26 protein-coding genes are annotated in these 24,335 nt (G+C 57.2%); 21 read left to right on the top strand and 5 right to left on the bottom strand.

Annotated elements, in window-relative coordinates:
• The first annotated feature begins 65 nt into the window (after positions 1-65).
• The 3 genes from H7850_RS10940 (at position 66) to H7850_RS10930 (ending at position 4,106) form a co-directional block, all read left to right on the top strand.
• On the top strand, positions 66-1,571 hold the full coding sequence (locus H7850_RS10940) for a fumarate hydratase (protein ID WP_227369564.1): 1,506 nt from the start codon (positions 66-68) through the stop codon (positions 1,569-1,571).
• Positions 1,572-1,660: 89 nt separating this feature from the next.
• A complete protein-coding gene (gene cls / locus H7850_RS10935; RefSeq protein ID WP_227369563.1) occupies positions 1,661-3,079 on the top strand; it encodes a cardiolipin synthase in 1,419 nt (472 codons plus the stop codon).
• 109 nt (positions 3,080-3,188) lie between these two features.
• Positions 3,189-4,106: a LysR family transcriptional regulator gene (locus H7850_RS10930; protein ID WP_227369562.1), complete on the top strand. Its 918-nt coding sequence runs from the start codon at positions 3,189-3,191 to the stop codon at positions 4,104-4,106.
• A 58-nt stretch (positions 4,107-4,164) separates the two neighbouring features.
• Here the strand turns inward: H7850_RS10930 and H7850_RS10925 are convergent, their stop codons facing one another.
• Positions 4,165-5,235 (bottom strand): bifunctional nicotinamide-nucleotide adenylyltransferase/Nudix hydroxylase, encoded by a 1,071-nt coding sequence (locus H7850_RS10925; protein ID WP_227369561.1) that lies wholly within the window; start codon positions 5,233-5,235, stop codon positions 4,165-4,167.
• Between the two features lie 124 nt (positions 5,236-5,359).
• Here H7850_RS10925 and H7850_RS10920 point away from each other — a divergent pair, with 124 nt between their 5' ends.
• Entirely contained in the window at positions 5,360-6,598 is a 1,239-nt protein-coding gene (locus H7850_RS10920) for an O-antigen ligase family protein (protein ID WP_227369560.1), read from the top strand.
• Positions 6,599-6,684: 86 nt separating this feature from the next.
• Positions 6,685-7,626, top strand: a complete 942-nt coding sequence (locus H7850_RS10915; RefSeq protein WP_227369559.1) for a YihY/virulence factor BrkB family protein — start codon at positions 6,685-6,687, stop codon at positions 7,624-7,626.
• Between the two features lie 5 nt (positions 7,627-7,631).
• Here H7850_RS10915 and H7850_RS10910 read toward each other — a convergent pair whose 3' ends face one another.
• Complete coding sequence (locus H7850_RS10910; RefSeq protein WP_227369558.1) at positions 7,632-8,681, bottom strand: Glu/Leu/Phe/Val family dehydrogenase; 1,050 nt, start codon at positions 8,679-8,681, stop codon at positions 7,632-7,634.
• A 144-nt stretch (positions 8,682-8,825) separates the two neighbouring features.
• On the opposite strand from H7850_RS10910, the gene H7850_RS10905 reads away from it, so the two are divergent.
• Positions 8,826-9,098, top strand: a complete 273-nt coding sequence (locus H7850_RS10905; protein WP_227369557.1) for an acylphosphatase — start codon at positions 8,826-8,828, stop codon at positions 9,096-9,098.
• A gap of 165 nt (positions 9,099-9,263) precedes the next feature.
• Here H7850_RS10905 and H7850_RS10900 read toward each other — a convergent pair whose 3' ends face one another.
• From H7850_RS10900 to H7850_RS10890, 3 genes are all read right to left on the bottom strand, one after another.
• Positions 9,264-10,205, bottom strand: coding sequence for a nucleoside hydrolase (locus H7850_RS10900; RefSeq protein ID WP_227369556.1), 942 nt, complete (start codon positions 10,203-10,205; stop codon positions 9,264-9,266).
• A gap of 61 nt (positions 10,206-10,266) precedes the next feature.
• On the bottom strand, positions 10,267-11,187 hold the full coding sequence (locus tag H7850_RS10895; protein WP_227369555.1) for a ribokinase: 921 nt from the start codon (positions 11,185-11,187) through the stop codon (positions 10,267-10,269).
• 35 nt (positions 11,188-11,222) lie between these two features.
• On the bottom strand, positions 11,223-12,170 hold the full coding sequence (locus tag H7850_RS10890) for a D-2-hydroxyacid dehydrogenase (RefSeq protein ID WP_227369554.1): 948 nt from the start codon (positions 12,168-12,170) through the stop codon (positions 11,223-11,225).
• 164 nt (positions 12,171-12,334) lie between these two features.
• Between H7850_RS10890 and H7850_RS10885 the strand changes: the two genes are divergently transcribed.
• The 15 genes from H7850_RS10885 (at position 12,335) to H7850_RS10815 (ending at position 24,256) form a co-directional block, all read left to right on the top strand.
• Positions 12,335-12,646 carry an FmdB family zinc ribbon protein gene (locus H7850_RS10885; RefSeq protein WP_227369553.1) on the top strand — a complete coding sequence of 104 codons (312 nt, stop codon included), beginning with the start codon at positions 12,335-12,337 and terminating at the stop codon, positions 12,644-12,646.
• Between the two features lie 74 nt (positions 12,647-12,720).
• Positions 12,721-14,502, top strand: a complete 1,782-nt coding sequence (gene aspS, locus H7850_RS10880) for an aspartate--tRNA ligase (RefSeq protein WP_227369552.1) — start codon at positions 12,721-12,723, stop codon at positions 14,500-14,502.
• A 119-nt stretch (positions 14,503-14,621) separates the two neighbouring features.
• Entirely contained in the window at positions 14,622-15,371 is a 750-nt protein-coding gene (locus H7850_RS10875; RefSeq protein ID WP_227369551.1) for a YebC/PmpR family DNA-binding transcriptional regulator, read from the top strand.
• Between the two features lie 24 nt (positions 15,372-15,395).
• A complete protein-coding gene (gene ruvC, locus H7850_RS10870; protein ID WP_227369550.1) occupies positions 15,396-15,932 on the top strand; it encodes a crossover junction endodeoxyribonuclease RuvC in 537 nt (178 codons plus the stop codon).
• Positions 15,933-16,163: 231 nt separating this feature from the next.
• Positions 16,164-16,775, top strand: coding sequence for a Holliday junction branch migration protein RuvA (ruvA, locus tag H7850_RS10865; RefSeq protein ID WP_227369549.1), 612 nt, complete (start codon positions 16,164-16,166; stop codon positions 16,773-16,775).
• An 8-nt stretch (positions 16,776-16,783) separates the two neighbouring features.
• Complete coding sequence (ruvB, locus tag H7850_RS10860; RefSeq protein WP_227369548.1) at positions 16,784-17,857, top strand: Holliday junction branch migration DNA helicase RuvB; 1,074 nt, start codon at positions 16,784-16,786, stop codon at positions 17,855-17,857.
• Positions 17,854-18,249: a tol-pal system-associated acyl-CoA thioesterase gene (gene ybgC / locus H7850_RS10855; RefSeq protein ID WP_227369547.1), complete on the top strand. Its 396-nt coding sequence runs from the start codon at positions 17,854-17,856 to the stop codon at positions 18,247-18,249. Before ruvB ends, ybgC begins: the two co-directional genes overlap by 4 nt.
• A 28-nt stretch (positions 18,250-18,277) precedes the next feature.
• On the top strand, positions 18,278-18,967 hold the full coding sequence (gene tolQ, locus H7850_RS10850) for a protein TolQ (RefSeq protein WP_227369546.1): 690 nt from the start codon (positions 18,278-18,280) through the stop codon (positions 18,965-18,967).
• Positions 18,968-19,004: 37 nt separating this feature from the next.
• Positions 19,005-19,445, top strand: coding sequence for a protein TolR (gene tolR, locus H7850_RS10845; protein WP_227369545.1), 441 nt, complete (start codon positions 19,005-19,007; stop codon positions 19,443-19,445).
• 9 nt (positions 19,446-19,454) lie between these two features.
• Positions 19,455-20,570 carry a cell envelope integrity protein TolA gene (gene tolA, locus H7850_RS10840; RefSeq protein ID WP_227369544.1) on the top strand — a complete coding sequence of 372 codons (1,116 nt, stop codon included), beginning with the start codon at positions 19,455-19,457 and terminating at the stop codon, positions 20,568-20,570.
• On the top strand, positions 20,570-21,859 hold the full coding sequence (gene tolB, locus H7850_RS10835) for a Tol-Pal system beta propeller repeat protein TolB (RefSeq protein WP_227369543.1): 1,290 nt from the start codon (positions 20,570-20,572) through the stop codon (positions 21,857-21,859). Before tolA ends, tolB begins: the two co-directional genes overlap by 1 nt.
• A gap of 41 nt (positions 21,860-21,900) precedes the next feature.
• A complete protein-coding gene (gene pal / locus H7850_RS10830; protein WP_227369542.1) occupies positions 21,901-22,455 on the top strand; it encodes a peptidoglycan-associated lipoprotein Pal in 555 nt (184 codons plus the stop codon).
• 21 nt (positions 22,456-22,476) lie between these two features.
• A complete protein-coding gene (ybgF, locus tag H7850_RS10825) occupies positions 22,477-23,238 on the top strand; it encodes a tol-pal system protein YbgF (protein ID WP_227369541.1) in 762 nt (253 codons plus the stop codon).
• 30 nt (positions 23,239-23,268) lie between these two features.
• Positions 23,269-24,030, top strand: coding sequence for a YciK family oxidoreductase (locus tag H7850_RS10820; protein ID WP_227369540.1), 762 nt, complete (start codon positions 23,269-23,271; stop codon positions 24,028-24,030).
• A 43-nt stretch (positions 24,031-24,073) separates the two neighbouring features.
• On the top strand, positions 24,074-24,256 hold the full coding sequence (locus H7850_RS10815; RefSeq protein ID WP_227369539.1) for a hypothetical protein: 183 nt from the start codon (positions 24,074-24,076) through the stop codon (positions 24,254-24,256).
• Positions 24,257-24,335 lie beyond the last annotated feature (79 nt).

Here is a 24,335-nt window from a genome sequence, read left to right as displayed (position 1 = left end):
AACTCTAGATGAAATGAGGTACAATTCGAGACGTTAAATATACCTTTGCCAGGAGCCTCAAGCTCATGACCGTGATTCATCAAGACGATGTGATTCAAAGCGTTGCAGATGCCTTGCAGTATATTTCCTACTATCACCCCAAAGATTTCATCGATGCCATGCATCAGGCCTATCAGCGCGAGGAAAACCCGGCAGCCCGGGACGCCATCGCTCAGATCCTGATCAATTCACGTATGTGTGCCACCGGGCATCGACCCATTTGCCAGGATACCGGCATCGTCACGGTATTTGCCCATATCGGCATGAATGTACGCTGGGAAGGTGACATGAGCCTGGATGACATGATCAACGAAGGGGTGCGTCGCGCTTATCGGCATCCAGATAACGTGCTACGGGCCTCGATCCTGGCAGATCCAGATGGCAAGCGCCGCAATACCGGCGACAACACACCCGCCATCATTCATCACAAGCTGGTGCCTGGGGATACCGTCGAAATCCACGTGGCCGCCAAGGGCGGCGGTAGCGAAGCCAAATCCAAGTTTGCGATGCTCAATCCCTCGGACAATGTCGTCGACTGGGTGCTCGAGCAGCTACCCAAGATGGGGGCAGGGTGGTGTCCGCCGGGCATGCTGGGTATCGGGATCGGTGGCACTGCAGAAAAGGCCATGACCCTTGCCAAGGAATCGCTGCTTGATCCTATCGACATTCAGGAACTGCAAGCCCGCGGTGCAGCCGATCGCGCCGAGGAACTACGCCTGGAATTGTTCGATAAGGTCAACAAGAGTGGTATCGGAGCCCAGGGGCTGGGCGGCTTGACTACCGTGCTGGATATCAAGGTCAAGGACTATCCCACCCACGCGGCCAACAAGCCGGTGGCGATCATTCCCAACTGCGCCGCTACTCGGCACATACACTTCACCCTCGATGGAAATGGTACTGCTCAATTGCCGGTGCCAAAAATGGAAGACTGGCCGGAAATTGCCTGGGAGGTGGACGACAACGTACGAAGAGTCAATCTCGATGAAGTGACTGCCGAGGACGTACAGAGCTGGCAGCCTGGCGATACGGTGCTGCTTTCTGGCAAGCTTTTGACTGGACGAGACGCGGCGCATAAACGCATGGTGGATATGCTGGCCAAGGGCGAGCCGCTGCCGGTGGATATGCGGGGGCGTTTCATCTATTACGTTGGCCCCGTGGATCCAGTGGGCAATGAGGTGGTTGGCCCGGCTGGACCCACCACCGCCACGCGGATGGACAAGTTCACCCGCACCATGCTCGAACAAACCGGGTTGCTGGGTATGGTAGGCAAGGCTGAGCGTGGGTCGATGGCTATCGAAGCGATTCGCGACAACAAGGCGGTCTACCTGATGGCCGTTGGGGGCGCTGCATATCTGGTTGCTCAGGCGATCAAGAAGGCGCGAGTAGTCGGCTTCGAAGATTTGGGCATGGAAGCGATCTATGAGTTCGAGGTAGAGGATATGCCGGTGACCGTGGCGGTGGATAGCCAGGGCGAGTCGGTTCACCAGACCGGACCGGCACGATGGAAAGAGATCATTGCCGCCCAGGTTTGATAGAGTGACTTTTCTATAGCGCAAGGCCTCACGATCGGCGAGGCCTTGCCTGGACTACACCGTTCTGTATGCCTTGCTAGGGAGAGGTAATGGCCGCCTGGCTGCTAGGTCTTGGCATTTTTTTGATCCATCTTCTGGGAGCGCTGTCTGCGTTGCTGGCTCTGATGTCGAGCCGGACTTCCCAGGGGGCGGTTGCCTGGATCGTCACATTGATAACCTTTCCCTATGCAGCAGTTCCGGCCTACTGGATGTTTGGTCGGCCGCGTTTCTACGGTTATGTATCAGCCCGAGGTGAGCGCGACAGCGCCTTGCGCCGTGTGCTGGTACGCTATCGGCCACTGATCGATCCTTATCTGGTCGATGCCCGAGAAGGCAACGTGCGCGCCATGGAACATCTGGCGCAGATGCCGTTGACTACCGGTAATCGGGTAGAGCTTTTGATCGATGGCAAGGATACGTTCGCAAGCCTGTTTGAGGGGATCGATGCCGCCGAGTCCTATATCCTGATTCAGTTCTTCATCATTCGTCAGGACCGCCTGGGGCTCGAGCTCAAACGGCGGTTGGAAAAGAAGGCCGAGCAGGGTGTACGGATCTATTTCCTGTATGACGAAGTGGGGTCTCGGCGATTGGGAGAAGGGTATCTGAATGATCTGCGCAAGGCCGGCGCCGAGGTCAGCGCTTTCAACTCGTCACGTGGGATTCGGCACCGTTTCCAGCTCAATTTTCGCAATCACCGCAAGGTCATGGTCGTCGATGGTAAATTCGGTTGGACCGGTGGGTTCAACGTCGGGATAGAGTATCTCGGCGAGGACCCTCGCCACGGGCCTTGGCGCGATACACACATCAACCTTTCGGGCCCCAGTGTGTTGGGTCTGCAGGAAGCGTTCTGGGAAGACTGGCACTGGGCGACGGGCAGTGTCATTGCGCTGGATTGGCAGCCTCGGGTGATTTGCGAAGAGTGTCACGACGTAGTGATCGTGCCCTCTGGGCCAGCGGACAGCCAGGAAACCGCCAGTCTTCTGGTACAAAACGCCATTCACAATGCGCAGCATCGATTCTGGGTGACGAGTCCTTATTTTGTACCGGATAGAGGCGTTCAGGATGCCTTGCGTCTTGCGGCACTGCGAGGTGTCGACGTACGAGTGATGATCCCTGAACGCCCCGATCATCTCCTCGTATATCTTTCCGCGTTTTCATTTCTGCCGGACATGCTCAAGATTGGTGTGAAAATATACCGTTATCAACCTGGATTTTTACATCAGAAAATTATGCTCATTGATGAACATAGTGCGGCGGTTGGTACAGTCAATTTAGATAACCGATCATTTCGCTTGAATTTTGAAATTACTGCCTTCATTCCTGATCGTTATTTTGCCGGTGAAATAAGGGAAATGCTCGAACATGATTTTACCAACTGCCGGGAAATAACACTGGATGAGATGCAGCAGCGTCCTTTGTGGCGCAAGCTCGTCTCCCGTGCCGCTTACTTGTTTTCCCCAGTCCAATAAATCAAAGAGTGCTCGTGGCAAGCTTGCCCGGCTTTAAGTAAACTATTGATTTTACCGGTTAGAACCATCAATTTCAGTCGTGTTGACAATTATGGACTAGGGAGCCACGGTGAACCTTGAAACCAAATGGTTGGAAGATTTTGTCGCTCTGGCCAATACGCACAGCTTTTCTGCTTCAGCACGCCAACGTCATGTGACTCAGCCGGCTTTCAGCCGACGCATTCGCGCTCTTGAACAAGCGGTCGGCACTGTTTTGGTGGATCGTTCAACAACCCCCATCGGTTTGACACCAGAAGGGCAGTTATTCGTCGTTACCGCCCGCAATTTGGTCGAGCAGCTCAATGAAAGCCTAGGACATTTACGCGGCCTTTCGATCGCCAACGAAGCCCTGGATGTTGTGGCCGCTCATTCCCTGGCACTGGATTTTTACCCTCGTTGGATTTCTCGCCTACAAAAAGGGGTAGGAGAGCTGCCAACACGTTTGGTCGCAATGAACGTTGGCGATGCCATCCATGTGCTTCGGGAAGGCAATTGCGACCTCATGCTCGGCTACCATGATCCCTACGCCACCATGCAACTCGACGGGGAAATATTTCCGTCCTTTTCCATTGGTAACGCCAAGATGATACCGATCTGCCTGCCCGATGCGCAGGGGCAGCCGCGCTTCCCTCTGGGTGGCAATGAGGCGATCCCCTATCTCGCTTACACTCAGGGGGCATTTCTTGGGCGCAGTGTTCGCATACTGCTGAAGAACGATCCTTTGCGCCTGCGTCTAAAGACGATCTACGAAACCGCCATGGCGGAAGGGCTTAAGGGGATGGCGCTGCAAGGGGTAGGCATGGCCTGGATTCCCGATTTCTGTATCCGCACGGAGCTTGATACGGGACGATTCGTTCGGGCTGGCGGCGAAGAGTGGGATATCCCTCTTGAAGTGCGACTTTATCGCTGTTCCCTGGTGCATAAACCCGGGGCCGAGAAGCTATGGAAGCAGATGATGACGCTGCCGCAGGATTTGCTCCAGGCCTGAGCCGGAGGCTGATCCAGGCACGCCAATCATCGATCGAAGAGCGTCTGAGCGCCTCTCGTCATGGGCTCAGCCCGCCGGCGGGTAGCCCCAGGAAGTTCTGAATGATGAAGAAATGGTCTTCGAACAGGGTGTCGGGTTCAAGATCCGCCAGAGCGACCCAGCGTGCATTATCACCGCCCTTGACCGGTTTCAGGCGCGGCAGTTGCTGGTCGGGACGCAGGGCGAAATAGAACGCTTCGGCCAAGGTGCGTCCTCGCCAGCTGCGATGCGGCTCGTCGAACAACCGCTGGCCTCGCAGTGATCCTTTGAGCACGGGTTCCGGTACCTTGAGACGCACGCGCTCGCGCAGCTCACGCAGGCAGGCATCGAGCAAGCGTTCGTGAGGGCTGATAAATCCGCCGGGCAATGCCAGTAGCCCTTTGCCCGGGGCCGCCGTGCGCTTGACCAACAGGACATGCCCCGACTGGACGACCACCGCATTCACGGTGACGAAAATGGGTGGATAGGGGGCCTCGGCCCAGGCACTGCGATACTGCTCGAGCAGATGCTGCTCCTCAAGTAGCTGACGGTAGAACCCAGTGTTCTGAAAGGCGTTCAGGGCACGATGTACGCCCGGGGGTAAATCGTGCGCGCCACCGGTCGAGAGATAATCCGACGCCGAGGCACTTGAACGAAACAGCCGCTCACGAATTCGGCTAGCCGAGATTCCTTCTACCAAAGGCACACTGACCGATTCCCATTGCGGAAACAAACTCAAATAATAGCTCGATTGTCCGCGACTGGCGCCGATAAGACCGATACGCGGTAGCTTTCCTTGAGAAGGTCGAGCAATATCGCGGACCTTGCGCTGTACGTCACGCACCCAGACGTCGTCGTTATAGAGCGCATCCAGCAGTGGAGCAATTTCGAGACGCTGATTCTCCTGAGAGTCGAAGCAGCTGCGCAGCATGTCGCGCCGCTCCTCAAAACGCCAGGGGTTGCGTAGCGACCGGGCCTGCCAGGCGGAGCCACTGAGTACGATGACCTGGCGTGCGCGCTTGAGCGCCTCATTCAGTACGGCCAGATGGCCAAGATGGGGAGGTTGAAAGCGGCCGATGAAGACCAGGCAGTCGAAGTCATAATGGGGCATTAGGTTTGGGTCCGGCGCGATTGCCATTGCTGTTGATCTGGCGAGTCGTTCATGGCGGTCAATCTGACAGGCCATTATGGTCGGGCATTGTGCGAGCCACAAGGCAATGAACACGAGAGAGAGCATGATCCGTTATACAAGTTTGGCAGTATTCTTATTGGGCGCGGTGGCGCTGGTTCTTCCCTTGGGGTATTTCGTCGGACCCGCGCTGTTAGTGGCAGGTAGCGTCTTGTTGCCGATTCTGCGTTCAGGATCTGCGTTGAGCCGGCAGGAATGGGCAATTATCGGGACACTGCTGTTTTATGCCGGGGTGAGCATACTGGGGTTCTGGTTGGACAGGCAGTCTCCAGCGCTAGTAGAGAGTTCTATCTATGTTTTTCTCGCTATTCCCAGCTTGCTGTTGCTCCTGGCCTTTCCACCCTCGGCGGCGGCAATGTGGATCGGAATGGCGTTGGGCAGCCTGCTCACAGGTGGCTGGGCGAGTTGGCAGACGCTCATTGACGGCAAAAGACGTGCCAGCGGATTCGGCTCCGTGGATGCCATTCAATTTGGCGATCTTAGCCTGTTGCTGGGATTTTTCTGCCTCGCGGGGTTGGGCTGGGCATTGAGCCGGAGTACGCGCAGCGGACGGCTGGCATGGTGCATCCTCTTGGTGATTGGCGCGGCCAGTGGAATCCTGGGCTCTTTTCTTTCCGGTAGCCGCGGAGGATGGCTATGCTTTCCTTTCATGCTTGGCGTCTTGTATCTGGGATACGGCCAGCATTTATCCAGGCGTTGGTTGATGGGGCTGGCAATCTTCTTCTTGGTTGGTCCAGTGGCCGCTTATGCGATTCCTCACCTGGGAGTTCAGGAGCGGGTACAGCGCATATTCAGTAGTTACGCGGAATTCGCAGAAAAAGGAGATGCGACGAACTCCGTGGGCGCTCGCCTGGAAATGTGGCGTAGCGCGCTCATTTTGATCCCCGAGCGACCATTGCTGGGCTGGGGGGAATCAGATTATTTACAGGCGCGAGACGAGTTGATCGAAAAAGGGACGATTCACCCTTACCTGGAAAAGTTCGATCATGTTCACAACGATGTGCTGGACGGCTGGCTCAAGCGGGGAATCGGCGGGCTGGCGTCGCTATTGGCACTCTATCTGGTACCGTTGTTTTTGTTTGCAAGGCGTCTGCGCAGCCCGGATATTCGATTGCGAGCCTTCGCCATTGCAGGAGCGGCACTGCCGGTAGCTTACATGGGATTCGGTGTAACCCAGACATTTCTCGCTTTTGATAGCGGCATCGTCATGTACGTATCCTGGTTAACGGTATTATGGAGTGTCTTGCGTGCTCGGGAGCGGCGATGCAAATCGAATGATGTTTAGCGTATTGTCTGTTTATGCAGCACCGTATATACCAAGCAGTAGTAGTGAAGAAGTAGTCAAGAGCCAGACTCAAGGAAGAAGTGACCATGATAAAAAATGAGATTGCCAGTTGGTTTCGCATCGTACGCAACGCAGTTCAACTCTGGCTGGATCACAACGCCTTCAGCTATGCGGGGTCCTTGGCCTTCTATACCCTATTTTCCCTTGCGCCTACCATCATCATCGCCGTCACGGTCATCGGTCTGGTGCTCGGTGAAGATGCCGCCCAAGGACAAATTGTTGCTCAGCTCTCCGGGGTCATGGGGCCTGGCGCCGCGAGTGCCGTTGAAGATGCCGTTACTCAATCGCGTATCGAAACCTCTGGCATCATACCGACACTGCTAGGATTTGTTGCATTGCTGGTAGGGGCCACGACGGTCTTTGCCCAGATGCAGTTTTCACTCAATACTATCTGGGGCGTGATTCCGCGGCCGGATCGTAACGGTCTTCTTCTGTTCCTCAAGAGTCGCCTTCTATCCCTTGCCGTCGTGCTGGCCATCGGCTTCGTGTTGCTGGTTTCGTTGGTTACCGGGGTAGCGGTTCAGGCGGTATTTCAATTTGCTAGCGGCTGGTTGCCTTGGGTAAAAGGGCTGGTAGGAGGAGCGGAACAGCTTCTCTCATTGCTCGCGGTCATACTGTTCTTTGCCTCTATTTTCAAGGTGCTGCCTGATGTCGTGCTTAGTTGGCGCGATGTGATGCTGGGCGCGATTATTACCGCGATACTGTTTTCCCTGGGGCGCTTTGGTATTGCCGCTTATCTGGCTTATACGGCCACAGCTTCGACCTACGGGGCCGCAGGTTCCGTGGTATTGATTCTACTCTGGGTCTACTACTCATCGCTGATTCTGCTGTTCGGCGCGGCGTTGACCCGCGCTCATCTCGAAGAGAAGGGGAAAACCATCCGTCCTCGCAACATGGCGGTGCGGGTCAAGCGGGAAGTACTGCCCCGGGAGCGCTTCCAAAAGGGCGAGCCCCAAATAAAAAAGTAGGGAAATCAGGCTATTCCTGGAGAAAAACGTTCTTCGGCTAAACGGTCGGCAATTGGCGCGGGGCTGCACTGCTCACGGTCGGCGCGATCGAATATCTCGTCAAGCGTACGCTCGATACCCGCAATATGGGCCATGACCGAGTCGTGATGGTAGTCCTCCCGGCGCTGCCAGGCCACTTCGATGAGCCCGCCCGCGTTGGCGACGTAATCCGGGGTATAGAGAATCCCCCGCTGGTGCAGCCGGTCCGCCATTTCCGGGGTGGCGAGCTGGTTGTTGGCGGCGCCAACGACGATATCCGCTTTCAATCGTTCACACACTCGTTTATCGAGCACGGCCCCCATGGCACAGGGGGCAAAAATATCGACATCCGCATCGAAAACATCGAGCGGAGACATTATGTCGGCGTGTAGCTCGTTGGCCAGGTGCTTTACGGCTTGCGTATCCACATCCGCAAGCACCAGCTTTACGCCCGCGGCGTGCAGATGACGGGCAAGATGAGCTCCGACATTGCCGACACCCTGGATCGCGACGCGCAGGCCGGTCAGATCATTGCGCTCCAGGCCATGGCGTACCGCACAGCGCAACGCATTGAAAACACCCCAAGCGGTAAACGGTGATGGATCACCGGAGTCACCGCCCTGACGGCGCAGTCCCGAGACATGCCTGGTGACACCGGCGATTGTCTTCATGTCCTGCTCGTTGCTCCCGGAGTCTTCTGCAGTGATGTAACGCCCGCCCAGGGTTTCGATCAATCGGCCCATCGCTTCGAGCAACGGGGGAGACTTGTGCCGCCTTGGGTCGGCAATAATGACCGCCTTGCCGCCGCCTAAGGGTAGATCGGCCAGGGCGGACTTGTAGGTCATGCCACGGGCTAGGCGCAGCACGTCCGCAAGAGCCCGCTCCTCCGTTGGGTAGGGATGAATGCGCAGCCCGCCTAGTGCTGGACCGCGGTAAGTATTGTGAAGAGCGATGATCGCCTGCAGACCGCTGGCCCGATCATGGCCATAAACGATCTGCTCGTGATGATCGAAATCCGGATGGGCGAAGAGCGTCATTGTTATTTACTCCGCTTGAAAGGATTGAAAGCTCAAGGCTTACTGCTTCCAGACTAAGACAAACTAGGCGAGATTTCCCGGTTTTGGATAACGACCGCAATAATGCTAAAAATGGCGTTCATGTCAGCACAGGGAGGAAGCAGCATGGACAAGCATTGCGTCAACGCCATCGTCAGCGGCCGGGTTCAAGGTGTGGGCTTTCGTCATGCCGTGAAAAAACGCGCCGAAGAGTTGGAGCTTGCGGGGCGTGCCAGCAATTTGGCTAACGGCAGCGTAGAGGTGACGGTTTGCGGTGAGACAAAGAAGGTCGATCAGATGATCGAATGGCTAGGACAAGGGCCACCCGCAGCGCAGGTGACCCAGGTTCAGGTCGACAACATTGACTGGTGTGAGTATTCGAGCTTCACAACCGACTAAGGAAACCCTGACTAAATGCCTGCACGAACGAGTCGCTTCGTTGCGCGGTGCTCAAAAACTCGCCTAACCTCCAGTTATGTCTAGTTTTTTGTGCTCCGTGCGCCTCGCGCTTCATTTCGTTCGGCAATTTATTCAGCGATTCCTCAACGCCTCTTGAAAAGGCGATCAGCTCAATGTCTCGACGATCCACTCAACCACCTTGTCGCCTTGGGCAGTAAGACAAACCTCGACCACCGGGGTTTGTGACCAGCGCTCGCCCAGGAAGGGGCGGCCTTCCGGCGCGAAGATGGTCTGGCCCTCGGCGAAACCGTCGGTCTCGACGCTAAGATGCCCGCGCGCGGTGGTGAATAGCTCCGGCCGCATCAACCAGGCGAGGGCACAGCTATCGTGAGGGCAGCAGCCATCGATACCCAGGAATTCACGATAGAAATCGCTGTAGAAACCGTAGCTACCTTGCAGCACTTCACCCAGGCGACCCTGACCGGCGGCAATCTTTTCCATATCCGCCGGGCTCAGCACGCAGCGCTGGGTGGCATCCAGCCCCACCAGGGTCAGCGGCCAACCCGCCGTCAACACGCGTGAGGCGGCATGAGGGTCGTTGAACATGTTGGCTTCGGCCACCGGCGTGACGTTACCACCTTCCTTGATCGATCCGCCCATGACCACGACCTGCTTCACCTTGCCGGTTATCGCCGGATCGAGTTGCAGTGCCGCCGCCAGATTGCCTAGCGGGCCTACCGCCACCAGAGTGATTTCGCCCGGGCGAGCATTGACCTGTTCGACGATGAACTCCGCAGCGCTCGACGACATGGCCTTGCCCTGAACCGCGGGAAGCGCGATATCGCCCAGCCCGTTGGCACCATGAATATGCGCCGGCGCCGGGTGCTTGGTCTTGACCAGGGGTGCAGCGGCGCCCTGGGCGACAGGAATCTGCTGCCCGGCAAGCTCTGATACCAGCAAGGCATTGGTGGTCGCCGTATCGATATCCACATTACCGTAGGTCGTGGTCAATCCCAGCAGCTCGATATCGGGATGGGCCAGAGCGATGGCAATCGCTTGGGCATCGTCGACGCCAGGATCGGTGTCGAAAATGATGGGCGTGGTCATGAAGTCTTCCTTGTGCTGTTGAGTCGTGTATGAATGGCTAATCGTTGCTCAGGATGCGTGTTCAAATCGCATGTAGCTCGGGCATCGGCCAGTCGCGAGTCGAATCCTCGACTTCGCTGACGACCGGGATGCTGGGCGCGGCGCCTTCTCGTTGCACGCACAATGCTGCTGCGGTGCTCGCCAGGCGCAATGCATCTTCCACATCGGCATTGCGCTGGCGTGCCGCCATGAAATAACCGATGAAGGTATCGCCGGCAGCCGTGGTGTCGAGTGCATCTACCCGATGCGCTTCGAGTTGCAGACGCGTATCGCCGTGTTGATAGCACACGCCTTCGCGGCCCAGTGTCAGGACTATTTCCACTTCGGGCAAGCGCCGTCTAAGGCCATCGAGCAAGCGTTCACTCGGTGCTTGGGCCTGTTCGTCGATCAGATCGGCGGCTTCGCCCCGATTGAGAAACAGAAGCTGACAGCGTTCGAGGGGTAACTGGAGCACATTCGCTGCCATGGGCGCCGGGTTGAAGGCTACCAGCAAGCCGCGTTCCGCCGCCAGAGTAATGAGCCTATCCAGGGCATTGCACTCGTTTTGCAGGAGCAGCCAATCGCCGGCGCTTGGAATCGCCAGTAACGCATCCTGCTGCGCATTGGTGAAGGCATGATTGGCGCCGGGATGAAGGATGATGGCGTTCTCGCCCTGATCGTCCACCTGAATCAGCGCATGGCCGCTGGGCTCCAGGGTCAATTCGACCCGGCTGATATCGACACCCGCGCTGGAGAGTGTCTCGAGCACCCAATGATCGACTTGACCCAGAAGCCCCCAATGCATCACATGGCCTCCGGCCCGAGCAATCGCCAGGGACTGGTTGGCGCCCTTACCGCCAAGCACTTGCCGATAGCTGTGGCTGGCCAGCGTCTCGCCGGGGCGTACAAGATGAGGCACCCGATAGACATGATCGATGTTGATTGAGCCGTAGTTGTAGAGCATAAATCTCCTGTTGGGCCATCAGATGAGTAGAGGGTTCATACAATGACACCCGTCTTGAACGAACGAAGATTCTCTACGGTCAGGCGCACCACGTTCGCCCGGGCTTCCGGGGTTATCCAGGCGTTGTGTGGGGTCACGATGAGATTGAGATCGCCCTCGTTCAAGGCATCGATCAATGGGTGCCCCTCCCGGGGTGGCTCGTTAGGCAGCACATCCACGCCAAGCCCGCCTATTCTATTCTCTCTCAATGCCTGCAGTGCCGCTTCCTCATCGATGATACCCCCCCGGGCGCAATTGATAAGCAGCGCACCCGGCTTCATCCGGGCCAGTACGACCGCATCGACAAGATGCCGGGTATCCTCGGTCAGCGGACAGTGCAGGCTGAGCACATCAAGGCTGGGCGCAATATCGGCGAGTGCGGGCCGCTTATCTTGAGTTTCGTTGCCGGGTCGAGCGGTGAAGATTACCTCCATGCCGAACGTCTGGGCCAGACGCGCTACCGCCTGACCCAATTCGCCGCTGCCCACGATAGCCAGACGCTTGCCGGCCAATTCCAAGGTGCGATGCTCCAGCAGGCAGAACAAAGGGCTCTTATTCCAACGGCCCTCGATTACATCACTCTGATACAAGGGCAATCGATTGGCCAGGGACAGCATCAGCATCAAGGTATGTTGCGCAACGCTAGCGGTGCCGTAGGCGGTGACGTTCCTGACCTGAATGCCTTGGCGCTTTGCTGTTTCCATGTCGATATTGTTGGTGCCGGTAGCCAATAGGCATATCAGTTTTAGCCGGGGCAAGGACGACAGTAGATCGCCCTCCAGCTTGACCTTGTTGACGATGACGATCTCCGCGTCCTGAAGCCGTTCCAGGCACTGCTCGGGCGTCGTGAGATCGTGCACTTCAAGAGTGTTTACCTCATCGCGCAGGGGGGCCAAATCTATGTCGTCACCCAGGGTGGCGGCGTCCAGAATGACAGCCTTCATCGTTTTACTCCTTGCATATGTCCGGAGGTCTTGCCCGCCAGGGGCCGCTGCACGCTATAATATGCCGCTTTCGAAGGCGTCTTGGAAAGCATGCTGCCAGACCGCATATTCTCCTGTACCGCCGGTTCTTGTTGCGGTCGTTTTGTTTCTGAGAGTTGAAAACCATGCCTATTTATGAATATCAGTGCAAAGCCTGTGGCCAGCGTCTGGAAAAGTTACAGAAAATCAATGCCGCGCCGCTGACGCAATGTCCTCATTGCGAGCAGCAGGCGCTGACACGCTTGATCTCTGCCGCGGGCTTTCGGCTCGCCGGCGGCGGCTGGTACGAAACCGATTTCAAATCCGGCGGCAAGAAAAACCTGGCCGGCGACAAGAGCGATGCGTCGAAAGCGCCTGATGCCAAGAAAGCCGATGGCGGCTCTCAGGATGGCAAGTCCCAAAAAGCCAAGCCCCAGAATAGCAAGAACACCGCCTGACCCAATGGCAACCCAGTGTCACTGCTCGAGTATGGTGACGCATCACCCGTCAAAGCAACAGAACAGGATTTTCCATGCGCAGCCACTATTGCGGCCAGTTGAACGAGTCCCTGATCGATCAGGAGGTCACACTTTGCGGTTGGGTGCATCGCCGCCGTGACCATGGGGGCGTGATCTTTCTCGACCTGCGTGATCGCGATGGTATCGCCCAGGTCGTGGTCGATCCCGACACCCCGGATGCGTTTGCCACGGCCGATCGCGCGCGCAACGAGTTCGTTCTGCGCATTCGCGGGCGTGTTCGCTCGCGCCCTGAGGGAACGCAGAATCCCAACATGCCCACCGGCATGATCGAGGTGCTGGCCAAGCAGGTCGAGGTGCTCAATACCGCTGCCACACCGCCTTTTCAGCTCGATGAGCATGGCAAGGTGGGTGAAGAGGTGCGCCTGAAGCATCGCTACATCGACCTGCGCCGTCCGGACATGATCGAGAAGCTGCGTCTGCGCTCGCGTATTTCCCATAGCGTGCGGGCTTATCTGGAAAACCAGGGCTTCCTGGATATCGAGACCCCCATTTTGACCCGGGCCACACCGGAAGGGGCGCGGGACTATCTGGTACCCAGCCGCACCCACGAAGGGCACTTTTTCGCGTTGCCCCAATCACCCCAGCTGTTCAAGCAGCTGCTGATGGTGTCCGGGTTCGACCGCTATTATCAGATCGCCAAGTGCTTCCGGGATGAAGATCTACGCGCCGATCGGCAGCCGGAATTCACCCAGATCGATCTCGAGGCTTCTTTCGTCGACGAAAACGACATCATGCAGATCACCGAGCGCATGATTCGCAAGCTGTTCTCCGATGTACTCGAGGTAAATCTTCCGGATTTCCCGCGCATGCCCTATGCGGAAGCCATGCGCCGTTACGGCTCCGACAAGCCGGACCTGCGTATCCCGTTGGAACTGATCGACGTGGACGACCTGATGAAGGGGGTCGATTTCAAGGTCTTCTCCGGGCCGGCTAACGCCGATGATGGCCGCGTGGCGGCGCTCAAGGTCACCGGCGGTGCCACGCTTTCACGCAAGGAGATCGACGAGTACACCAAGTTCGTCGGCATCTATGGCGCCAAGGGGCTGGCCTGGATCAAGGTCAACGAGCGCGCCAAGGGGCTCGAGGGGCTGCAGTCGCCCATCGTCAAGTTCATGGACGGCATCGTCGAATCCCTGCTCGATCGAGTCGGCGCCCAGGATGGTGACATCATCTTCTTCGGTGCAGACAAGATCAACGTCGTCAACGAGGCGATCGGCGCGCTGCGGGTCAAGCTGGGAGAGAATCTGAATCTCTATACCCAGGAGTGGGCGCCGCTGTGGGTGGTGGATTTTCCCATGTTCGAGGCGGACGACAATGGGCGTCTATCGGCGCTGCACCATCCGTTCACCGCTCCGTCCTGTTCCGGCGACGAACTCAAGGCGAATCCTGCCAAGGCGCTTTCCCGCGCCTATGACATGGTGCTCAACGGCACGGAGCTCGGTGGCGGCTCGATCCGTATTCACGATCAGGCCATGCAGCGCACCGTCTTCGAGGTTCTCGGCATCGGCGAGGAAGAAGCCGAAGGGAAATTCGGCTTCCTGCTGGATGCGCTACAGTATGGCGCACCACCCCATGGCGGGCTTGCGTTTGGCCTCGATCGCCTGGTCATGCTGATGACCGGTGCGCGTACCATCCGCGAAGTCATCGCCTTCCCGAAGACTCAGAGCGCCGCCTGTCTGATGACGGATGCACCGGGAGAGGTGACCTCGGAGCAGCTCAAGGACCTGCATATTCGCCTGCGCCAGAAGCAAAAGGCTGCGCCTGACAATGAGTAATGCGGTCTGAGAGGGTGCCAGGCTGTTTCAAATAGCCTGTTGGCATCGACGACCGGCGCACCATTTAATGGGTGACGCCGGTTTTTTCTTAGTACTGGCAATTTTCAAGGAGATCGCAAATGGCTGGCCATAGTAAATGGGCCAACATCAAGCATCGCAAAGCTGCCCAGGACGCCAAGAAAGGCAAGATCTTCACCAAGTTGATACGTGAGTTGACCGTGGCCGCCCAGCAGGGCGGGGGTGAGCCAGATGACAATCCGCGGCTGCGCACGGCCATGGACAAAGCGCTCGCCAACAACATGACCAAGGACACTATCGCGCGTGCCATCGATCGGGGTGTCGGTAACAACGACGCGGAGGATATGGAAGAGCTCAGCTACGAAGGCTACGGCCCGGCAGGCGTTGCCATACTGGTAGAGTGTCTGACGGACAATCGCAACCGAACCGCCTCGGACGTGCGCCACGCCTTCAACAAGCAGGACGGCAATCTAGGCACTTCCGGTTCCGTGGCGTTCCTGTTCAATACGCAAGGGCGCATGAGCTTTCCAGAGGATAGTGATGAAGAAGCCATCATGGAGGCCTCGCTGGAGGCTGGGGCCGAGGACGTGGTTACCCATGAAGATGGCACCATCGAGGTGGTTGCCGTGCCACAGGATTTTACTGCGGTCCGGAATGCGTTGATCGCAGCCGGCCTTGAGCCGGAGAATGCGGAGGTCGGCAAGTATCCGGAAACCTATTCCACCATTGCCGATGTCGATATCGCGAAAAAGGTCGTCAAGTTGATCGATATGCTTGAAGATCTGGACGATGTGCAAAATGTCTATACCAACGCGGATTTCGATGACGATATTGCTGAACAACTCGAGTAACTATTCTGCAGTGGGCGCCTTTTCATGATCGTGCTCGGCATTGATCCTGGCTCACGTATCACGGGCTATGGCGTGCTGGATCTTTCTTCGACTCGCCCACGCTATATAGCCAGCGGCTGTATCCGCATCAAGGCCGATGACCTGGCTCAGAAGCTTGCCCAGGTGTATGCCGGGGTGGCGGAGTTGATTGCGATGTATCGCCCGGCGGAATTTGCCATCGAACAGGTATTCATGGCACGTAATGCGGATTCGGCACTCAAATTGGGTCAGGCCCGGGGCACGGCGATCGTTTGCGCAGCCAACCATGGAATTTCCGTTTTCGAGTACGGGCCGCGTCAGGTCAAACAGGCCGTGACCGGTACCGGCGCCGCGGACAAGACCCAGGTACAGCACATGATTACCGCGATACTGGCATTGAGTGCCACACCCCAGGCGGATGCAGCGGATGCGTTGGCCATTGCGTTGACTCATAGCCATGCACGCAGCGGCCTGGTGCAGCAGGGTAGTTATGGCGGTCGGCGAGGTCGCGGGCAACGCTGGCGGGATTATCGCCCCGGTTGATTATCGTCGTTGACCCTTATTGGAGACACAAGGCTTTGTCTAAAAAGTCGACGAGCGATGGCCAGACAAGGCAAAAATCGACGAAAAGACGGAGTTTACGCGGTGTAAATGAGTACTTTGAGTCGATTTTTAACGCTGTATGGGCGAGTGCAGGCACTTTTCAGACATAGCCTAGTCAGTTGCGAACCCTATCAGTATAGTGACCCCAGTTATTTGAGGGATTGTGAAGGCATGATTGGACGCCTACGTGGCACTCTGTTGGAAAAGCAGCCGCCTTGGCTGGTGGTTGATGTCGGAGGGGTCGGTTACGAACTCGAAGCATCGATGAATACGCTCGTCGCCTTACCCGGTGTTGGCGAGAGTGTGCAGCTCTATACCCATCTCACCGTACGCGAGGATGCCCATCTGCTGTACGGTTTTTTCCGCGAACCCGAGCGAGCGCTTTTTCGTGCATTGATCAAGGTCAACGGCGTCGGACCCAAGCTGGCTCTGGGGATTCTTTCCGGCATGGAGCAGGATCAGTTCATTCGTTGCGTCATGGACGATGATGTCAAGGCGTTGACCCGGCTCCCGGGTGTGGGCAAGAAGACGGCGGAGCGTCTGATCGTCGAGATGCGCGATCGTTTCCCGCACTGGAGCAGCGAGCAGCTGGACGGTCTGAACGATACACAGCAAATGGCGACGTCCCTGCGCCCCAGCGACCCCCTTGCCGATGCGGAAGCCGCACTGGTCAGCCTGGGCTACAAGCCGACGGAAGCTGCGCGAATGCTCTCCGGGCTGGACACGAAGCAGCCCACCGAAGCGCTGATCAAAGCCGCTCTCACACGTAAGATGGTAGGGTAAGCAAGCACATGATCGATAGCGATCGACTCATCGCCGCTCAGCCCCAGCAAGGCGAGGTGCGGGTAGACCATGCCATTCGCCCCAAACGCCTGGCGGATTATATCGGCCAGCCGCGAGTGCGCGAGCAGCTCGATATCTTCATCAAGGCAGCTCGCGGCCGTGGCGATAGTCTCGATCATACACTCGTGTTCGGCCCCCCGGGGTTGGGCAAGACGACTCTTGCCAATATCATCGCCGAAGAAATGGGGGTCGATATCAAATCGACTTCCGGTCCGGTACTCGAACGCGCTGGCGATCTGGCAGCGATGCTGACCAACTTGCAGGCCGGCGACGTGCTTTTCATCGACGAGATCCATCGCCTTCCCGCGGCGGTAGAAGAAGTGCTTTATCCCGCCATGGAAGATTTCCAGCTGGACATCGTCATCGGCGAAGGGCCAGCGGCCCGCTCGATCAAACTCGATCTACCGGAATTCACCCTGGTGGGTGCAACGACTCGGGCGGGGCTTCTAACCTCGCCGTTGCGGGACCGTTTCGGTATTGTACAACGCCTGGAATTCTACGATATCGACGAGCTTACCGAGATCGTGGCGCGCTCTGCACGTTTGCTTGGAATCGAAGCCGAGCAGGGCGGTGCCGCGGAGATCGCGCAGCGCGCCCGAGGCACACCGCGCATAGCCAATCGATTGCTGCGTCGCGTGCGGGATTACGCTCAGGTGCGCAGCGATGGGCGCTTGACCGCCAACATTGCCGATCTAGCTCTCAACATGCTGCACGTGGATAGCCACGGCCTCGATCACATGGACCGCCGGTTGTTGTTGACGATGATCGAGAAATTCGATGGCGGCCCCGTGGGTGTGGATTCCCTGGCAGCGGCCATCAGCGAAGAGCGCGATACCATCGAGGACGTGCTCGAACCCTATTTGATCCAGCAGGGGTTCATGCTGCGTACCGCTCGCGGACGCATGGTGACACGTCAAGCCTTCTTGCACTTCGGCATCCCTGTCACCGAAACGACGCCCAGCGCGATTCCAGATGCGGCCACGGACGAGGCGCTCGGTGACAGTCGAGGTCTCGAGCAGTGAACATATTCAGTTTCCCGGTGCGGGTTTACATCGAGGACACCGATGCCGGCGGCATCGTCTACTACGTCAATTATCTCAAGTATATGGAACGCGCGCGCAGCGAATGGCTGAGGCAGCGCAATCTGACCCAGCAGGGCCTGTTCGACATTGGCATTCAACTGGTGGTACATCGCCTGGAGTGTCGTTATATCAGGCCCGCAAGGCTTGACGATGAACTGGAGATCAGCGTCGAGGCCATCGATCGATCAGCTTGTCGACTCGGTTTTCATCAACAAGTCACCGTTCGAGGGGAACCCTTGTGCGATGCGAACGTCGATATCGCCTGTGTGGAATCATCGACGCTCAAACCCGTCCGTTGGCCATCGGCTTTGGCCGCGGTTCTACGTGAATAATTTATACCCTTAGTCAGTGAGAACAGCCGTGAACGATTCAATGTCCATTATCCATTTGATGATCAATGCGAGCCTGGTTGTCCAGCTTGTCATGCTGCTACTGCTGGCCGCCTCGATTGCTTCCTGGATAGTCATTTTTCAGCGGGGCATGGTATTACGCCGCGCCCAGCAAGGGCACCGCGCCTTCGAGGACCGTTTCTGGTCCGGGATCGATCTTAATGAACTCTATCGCGAGGCACCTCCGGAGAAGGAGTCCCTGGGCGCCGAGCATATCTTTCGCGCAGGATTTCGGGAATTCAATCGCCTCTTGCCCAAGACCGGCAGCACTCAGGCAGTACTCGATGGCGTTCAGCGTGTCATGCGGGTCGCCTGGTCCCGGGAAGAGGAGCGCCTCAATCTGCATTTGACCTTTCTGGCCACGGTAGCCTCCGCCAGCCCTTACATCGGGCTATTCGGAACGGTATGGGGCATCATGGGTTCCTTCCAGAGTCTTTCCATGGCACAGCAGGCCACGCTCTCCACTGTCGCCCCCTGGATCGCCGAAGCATTGATTGCCACGGCCATGGGCCTTTTTGCGGCCATTCCCGCGGTCATTTTCTATAACCGCCTCTCCGCTCAGTCCAACCGCCTGCTGGGGAAGTACGAAGACTTCGCGGAAGAGTTTCATTCCATCCTGCATCGCAACCTGCAGGGACGCGGTGAGCGCGAAGCGGCCTGAGGGCGCACGAAAAGAGCATTGAGGGAGAACCCAAGCCATGCATGGTCCATTCAACCGCGATTCCAATCGCAAGCCCATGGGCGAGATCAACGTGGTGCCTTTCATCGATGTGATGCTGGTACTGCTGGTAATCTTCATGATCACTGCGCCCATGCTGACCCAGGGCGTACAGGTCGATTTACCGGAAGTCACATCGGAGCCTATCGAGGCGATGGAAGATCACGAACCGATCATCGTGTCGGTGGACAAGGAAGGGCAGTACTTCATCTCGCTGGGAGATGAAGAAACGGCGATATCCCTGGATGATATCAGCAACAAGGTTATCGCCATTCTAGGACGCCGTCCGGAAACGCCGGTGCTGGTCCGCGGTGACCGTAATGTCGCCTATGGCCAGGTTGTGACATTGATGGGTACCTTGCAGACTGCTGGAGTGCCGAATGTCGGGCTCATTTCGGATCCGCCTCCAGGCGACAGTTGAGGACGCGGAATGGCAAGACACGAAAAGCGAGTAGGCTATGGAGTACCAACACTGCTGGCCGTTGGCGTACACGTCGTGGTACTGCTGGTTGCCGCCATGCGTTGGCCCGCCGGTGAGCCTGAAGAAAGTAGTACGTCTATCGTTCAAGCAACGTTAGTCAGCACCGAGACCACTACCGATCAGGCGCAGCGCGCGAAAGAGGCACGGGCAGCCGCTCAACGCGCCGAGCAAGCCGAGCAGGAACAAGCGGCTCAGCGTCAGGCCGAACAGGAAGCTGCCAAGGAGCAAGCAGCGCAAGTGCAAGCCGAGGCTCAGGCTGCCAGGGAAGCCGAGCAGCGAGCGAGGGAGGAGGCACGACAGCAGGCCGAAGCCGAGGCTCAGCGCCGTGCCCAGCAGGCTGAGCAAGAAGCCCAACAGCGTGAACAGCAGCGCCAAAAGCAAGTTCAACTGGAAGCCGAGCGTAAGAAGGCCGAAGAGGCCAGGAAGCAAGCCGCTGCCGAAGCCGAACGCAAGAAAGCCGAAGAGGCCAAGAAGCAGGCCGCTGCCGAAGCCGAGCGCAAGAAGGCCGAGGAAGCCAAGAAACAAGCCGCTGCCGAAGCCGAGCGCAAGAAGGCCGAAGAGGCCAAGAAGCAGGCCGCTGCCGAAGCTGAGCGCAAGAAGGCCGAGGAGGCCAAGAAACAGGCCGCCGCCGAAGCCGAGCGCAAGAAAGAGGAAGAAGCCAGGCGCAAGGCCGAGGAAGCTGCCGCTGCGGCTAAACGTGCTGCTCAATCGTCTCTCGAGAGCATGATAGCTGGAGAAGCGGAGTCCATTGCCAATGCCAAACAGGCCGAGCAGGCCGCCAACGGCTTCGAGAGTCTGGTGCGAGCCGCTATCGAGCAAGCCTGGATTCTACCTCCGACCAGCGGCGGTCAGTTACAGGCTACCGTGCGCATTCAACTATTGCCCACCGGGGAGCTGGCCAGCGCTACAATTAACGAGAGTAGCGGCAACTCCGCCTTCGATCGCTCGGTGCTGCAGGCAGTGGAGCGTGCGTCGCCATTTCGCGAGATGCGCGACCTACCCGGCGCCGCTCAACGACAATTTCGTCAATTCAATTTGAACTTCAATCCCAAGGATGCCCGTTGATGAAACCCGTGTTCGCCATGCTGACGGCCCTGCTGCTAATGCTCAGCACGCTTGCCAAGGCCGATCTTACAATCGAGATTACTCAAGGTAGCGATCGTGCCGTACCCATTGCGATAGTGCCCTTTGCCCAGCAAGGGCAAGCCAATCTGCCAGAGAATATTGCTGAAATCGTGCGCAACAATTTGGCGCACAGCGGTCAATTCTCTCCTCTTGCGGATAACGCCCTGATTGCTACGCCTCATAGTAGCGAGCAGGTCAACTATCGTGATTGGCGCGCAGTGGATAGCAACTACCTGGTCGTGGGTCAGGTCACTCCGGAGGGAAACGACTATCGCATTCAATTCGAGTTGTTGGATATCTACGGTGAGCGCCGCATGCTGGGTGAGGTGGTTACCGTCGGTCAGAATCAATTGCGTTCGGCGGCGCATTACATCAGCGATCAGATTTTCGAAGCAGTGACCGACATTCGCGGCGCCTTCTCTACCAAGATCGCCTATGTTACCGCGGAAGGCGCAGCAGATAATCGGCGTTATGGTTTGCACATTGCCGATGCGGATGGACATAACAGCCAGCGGATTCTGACCTCCGATGAACCCATCATGTCACCCGCCTGGTCGCCGGATGGCAACAAGCTTGCTTATACATCCTTCGAGACGGGTCGGCCTGCCATATATGTTCAGAACCTGGCTAATAGTCAGCGCGTTCAGGTGACTTCTTTTGAAGGCATCAATGGTGCAGCAACCTGGTCACCGGATGGACGCAAACTAGCCATGTCGCTTTCCAAGGACGGGCAGCCCGAGATTTACACCCTGGATATTGCTGCCGGTAATTTTCAACGCTTAACCAATAATTCAGCTATCGATACAGAGCCGGACTGGTCGCCGGATGGAGAGAGTATTCTATTCACTTCCGACCGCAGTGGTGGCCCTCAGCTCTACCGTTATGATCTTTCCAGTGGCGAGGCAAAAAGAATCACCTTCACCGGTAATTACAACTCGAGAGGGCGCTTTTCTCCCATCGGTGAGGACATATTCATGATTCACCGTGCCAGCGATGGTTATCATGTTGCCAGGAAAGACATGAAGACCGATCGCTTGACGGTTTTGACCGACACTCGCTGGGATGAGTCGCCTAGTGTTGCGCCGAACGGGAGCATGATAATCTTCGCTACCCAGGAAGGTAACCGAGGTGTTCTGGGTGTGGTGTCCGCGGATGGCAAAGCGTCTTATCGTTTGCCATCCGCCCAAGGCGATGTGCGCGAACCCGCTTGGTCGCCATTTCTCAATTAAAAAATAATCGCGTCATTTCGATTCCGAATAAGGAGTTAATAATGCAGTTCAATAACTACGTAAAGAGTCTGATTGTCGTCGTGGCACTCGCATTCGTGGCGGGCTGTTCCAGCACTGGCGGAACCCAGGATGGCAGCATGGATGGTAGCGCCGGTGGCGCCGGGGGGCAGGGAACAACCACGGGACAGGTTGGCGGCACTGGCATGGGGCAAGGACAGGGCATGCAGGGACAAGGCCAAGGCATGCAAGGTCAAGGTCAAGAACGCGTTCCCCAACAGCGCACCATCTATTTCGACTATGATAAAGAAACCATTCGGCCGGAATTCGAGTCTACATTGAACGCGAATGCCCAGTACTTGCGTTCGAACCCGAATGCCAAGGTAATACTTCAAGGTCACGGTGACGAGCGTGGCACGCGCGAATACAATCTAGGTTTGGGCGAGCGTCGCGCCAAAGCGGTAGAGCGCTATCTTGCCGTGCAAGGCGTCAACGATTCTCAAATTGAAATCGTCAGCTATGGTGAAGAACGTCCCGCAGTCGATGGGCATTCCGAGGACGCCTACGCGCAGAATCGTCGCGTAGTCTTCGATTACTAAGCTGTTGCTACGGAGTCAATCATGAAACACGGTCTGAAAAGGCTGTGCGGCGCGGGAGCATTGTTGCTCCCGCTGTCCGTAGGGGCCGCTCCAACGGTGCAAGATCTCTCATCGGGATCGAACAACTTCTATCAGAATACCCAGGCAAGAGGGGCGTCTGCCGGCGCGAATCTGAGGATACTCAACCAGCTTCAGGAGAACGAGCGTCAGATTCAAGAGTTGCGTGGTCAGATCGAAGAGTTGCGCTATCAACTCGAACAGCAAAAACAGCTTGCTCAAGAGCGTTATCTCGATCTGGAACAACGTACGACCCAGAGTGGTAGTCCGGCTCCGCGAGCTACCGAGGCCACCCAGGAAGCGCCGGCCAACCCAGCGCCTGGCAGCACTTCTGGAAATAACAGCCAGAGTAACGCTCAGCAAGCGTACCAGGCAGCGTTTCAGAAAGTGCAGGCGCGAGATTTCGATGTTGCCGTCGAGGATTTCGAGGCCTTCGTCAATGAGTATCCAGACTCCCCGCTACGCGCCAATGCCTATTATTGGCTGGGCGAGCTCTACTCCAGTCGCTCCGAGCTCGAACCCGCCGCCCAGTCGTTCAATCGCGTCATTGAAGACTATCCCCAGAGCAACAAGATGCCGGATGCCCTGTATAAGCTGGGTCTGCTGAAGGCACGCCAGGGGCAGCCGGATGAAAGCAAGAAGTTGTTGGCTCGCGTGCGTCAGGAGTTTCCGCAAAGCAATGCTGCCAGCATGGCCGCGGATTTCATGAATCAATCGGGACTTTAAGCAAATTACTCGAAGCATCAAGGAGTCATGATGACGGACAAGCTTGATTATCAGGCACCCGCCGATCTGCTAAATGACAAAATCATTCTGGTGACAGGGGCCGGGGATGGTATCGGGCGCGTAGCTGCGCTGACGTATGCCCGCCATGGTGCAACGGTAATTCTGCTTGGGCGCACCATTTCCAAGCTCGAAAAAGTCTATGACGAAATCGAGCAGCAGGGTAGCCCGCAACCGGCCATCTTTCCCTTGAATTTCGAAGGGGCGACACTCAAGGATTACCGGGATATGGCCGAAACGCTTGATCAGGAGTTTGGCCGGCTTGACGGTATCCTGCACAATGCGGGATTACTGGGGCGCATCACGCCCTTCGAGAACTACAACCCCGAGTTGTGGGAGCAGGTGATGCAGGTCAACATCAATGGGCCGATCTGGATGACCCAGTCGTTGTTGCCGCTGCTCAAGGCATCCTCGGATGCCTCGGTAATCTTTACCTCCTCGGGTGTCGGCCGCAAGGGACGCGCCTACTGGGGCGCCTATTCTGTTTCAAAGTTCGCGACGGAAGGTTTCGTGGAAGTGTTGGCGGATGAACTCGATAACCTGACCTCCATCCGTGTCAACAGCCTCAATCCGGGTGCTACCCGCACTCAAATGCGCAAGACGGCATTTCCCGCGGAAGACCCTGGCGTTTTACGCACTCCAGAGGACATCATGCCTACCTATCTATGGCTGATGGGGCCGGAGAGTAGCGGCCACAGCGGTGAGCGTTTCGATGCGCAGCCGCCCAAGCAATGATCGAGTGATCGATAAGAGACGCCTCCGCCTGGAGGCGTCTTTCATGACGGGTTCGGTAGGGCCTGTTGACGTTTCATCGCGAACCGCGTTGCTGCATCAAAAAGTGTCAGTCAAGGCGCGAAGCGCAGGGGAGGGTTATTCCCTTTTCAAGCTTCGCAACGCAGAATGGCGTTTTTTGCTGCGCAACCCGAAGGGCTGGGCCAGTTTTTATCCGCTGCTGCGTTAGTCGTCGTTCATTTGGAATAACCAAATGTCTCTCCTACTGCCTTGCCCCGAATAAAAACTGGCGCCAGCGCGGCCGTGAA

Source organism: Halomonas sp. M20, assembly GCF_020622265.1.
Classification (GTDB): domain Bacteria; phylum Pseudomonadota; class Gammaproteobacteria; order Pseudomonadales; family Halomonadaceae; genus Modicisalibacter.
This window is presented reverse-complemented; position numbering and strand designations above follow the sequence as displayed.

Excerpts from the sequence above, each read along its gene's own strand:
- H7850_RS10875 (WP_227369551.1), top strand. The coding sequence starts at position 14,622 with ATGGCTGGCCATAGTAAATGGGCCAACATCAAGCATCGCAAAGCTGCC.
- H7850_RS10915 (WP_227369559.1), top strand. The coding sequence starts at position 6,685 with ATGATAAAAAATGAGATTGCCAGTTGGTTTCGCATCGTACGCAACGCA.
- ybgF (WP_227369541.1), top strand. The coding sequence starts at position 22,477 with ATGAAACACGGTCTGAAAAGGCTGTGCGGCGCGGGAGCATTGTTGCTC.
- H7850_RS10885 (WP_227369553.1), top strand. The coding sequence starts at position 12,335 with ATGCCTATTTATGAATATCAGTGCAAAGCCTGTGGCCAGCGTCTGGAA.
- H7850_RS10815 (WP_227369539.1), top strand. The coding sequence starts at position 24,074 with ATGACGGGTTCGGTAGGGCCTGTTGACGTTTCATCGCGAACCGCGTTG.
- ruvB (WP_227369548.1), top strand. The coding sequence starts at position 16,784 with ATGATCGATAGCGATCGACTCATCGCCGCTCAGCCCCAGCAAGGCGAG.
- tolB (WP_227369543.1), top strand. The coding sequence starts at position 20,570 with ATGAAACCCGTGTTCGCCATGCTGACGGCCCTGCTGCTAATGCTCAGC.
- H7850_RS10905 (WP_227369557.1), top strand. The coding sequence starts at position 8,826 with ATGGACAAGCATTGCGTCAACGCCATCGTCAGCGGCCGGGTTCAAGGT.
- ruvC (WP_227369550.1), top strand. The coding sequence starts at position 15,396 with ATGATCGTGCTCGGCATTGATCCTGGCTCACGTATCACGGGCTATGGC.
- H7850_RS10895 (WP_227369555.1), bottom strand. The coding sequence starts at position 11,187 with ATGCTCTACAACTACGGCTCAATCAACATCGATCATGTCTATCGGGTG.
- ruvA (WP_227369549.1), top strand. The coding sequence starts at position 16,164 with ATGATTGGACGCCTACGTGGCACTCTGTTGGAAAAGCAGCCGCCTTGG.
- H7850_RS10925 (WP_227369561.1), bottom strand. The coding sequence starts at position 5,235 with ATGCCCCATTATGACTTCGACTGCCTGGTCTTCATCGGCCGCTTTCAA.
- H7850_RS10940 (WP_227369564.1), top strand. The coding sequence starts at position 66 with ATGACCGTGATTCATCAAGACGATGTGATTCAAAGCGTTGCAGATGCC.
- cls (WP_227369563.1), top strand. The coding sequence starts at position 1,661 with ATGGCCGCCTGGCTGCTAGGTCTTGGCATTTTTTTGATCCATCTTCTG.
- pal (WP_227369542.1), top strand. The coding sequence starts at position 21,901 with ATGCAGTTCAATAACTACGTAAAGAGTCTGATTGTCGTCGTGGCACTC.
- tolR (WP_227369545.1), top strand. The coding sequence starts at position 19,005 with ATGCATGGTCCATTCAACCGCGATTCCAATCGCAAGCCCATGGGCGAG.
- H7850_RS10910 (WP_227369558.1), bottom strand. The coding sequence starts at position 8,681 with ATGACGCTCTTCGCCCATCCGGATTTCGATCATCACGAGCAGATCGTT.
- tolA (WP_227369544.1), top strand. The coding sequence starts at position 19,455 with ATGGCAAGACACGAAAAGCGAGTAGGCTATGGAGTACCAACACTGCTG.
- H7850_RS10920 (WP_227369560.1), top strand. The coding sequence starts at position 5,360 with ATGATCCGTTATACAAGTTTGGCAGTATTCTTATTGGGCGCGGTGGCG.
- H7850_RS10900 (WP_227369556.1), bottom strand. The coding sequence starts at position 10,205 with ATGACCACGCCCATCATTTTCGACACCGATCCTGGCGTCGACGATGCC.
- aspS (WP_227369552.1), top strand. The coding sequence starts at position 12,721 with ATGCGCAGCCACTATTGCGGCCAGTTGAACGAGTCCCTGATCGATCAG.
- H7850_RS10820 (WP_227369540.1), top strand. The coding sequence starts at position 23,269 with ATGACGGACAAGCTTGATTATCAGGCACCCGCCGATCTGCTAAATGAC.
- H7850_RS10890 (WP_227369554.1), bottom strand. The coding sequence starts at position 12,170 with ATGAAGGCTGTCATTCTGGACGCCGCCACCCTGGGTGACGACATAGAT.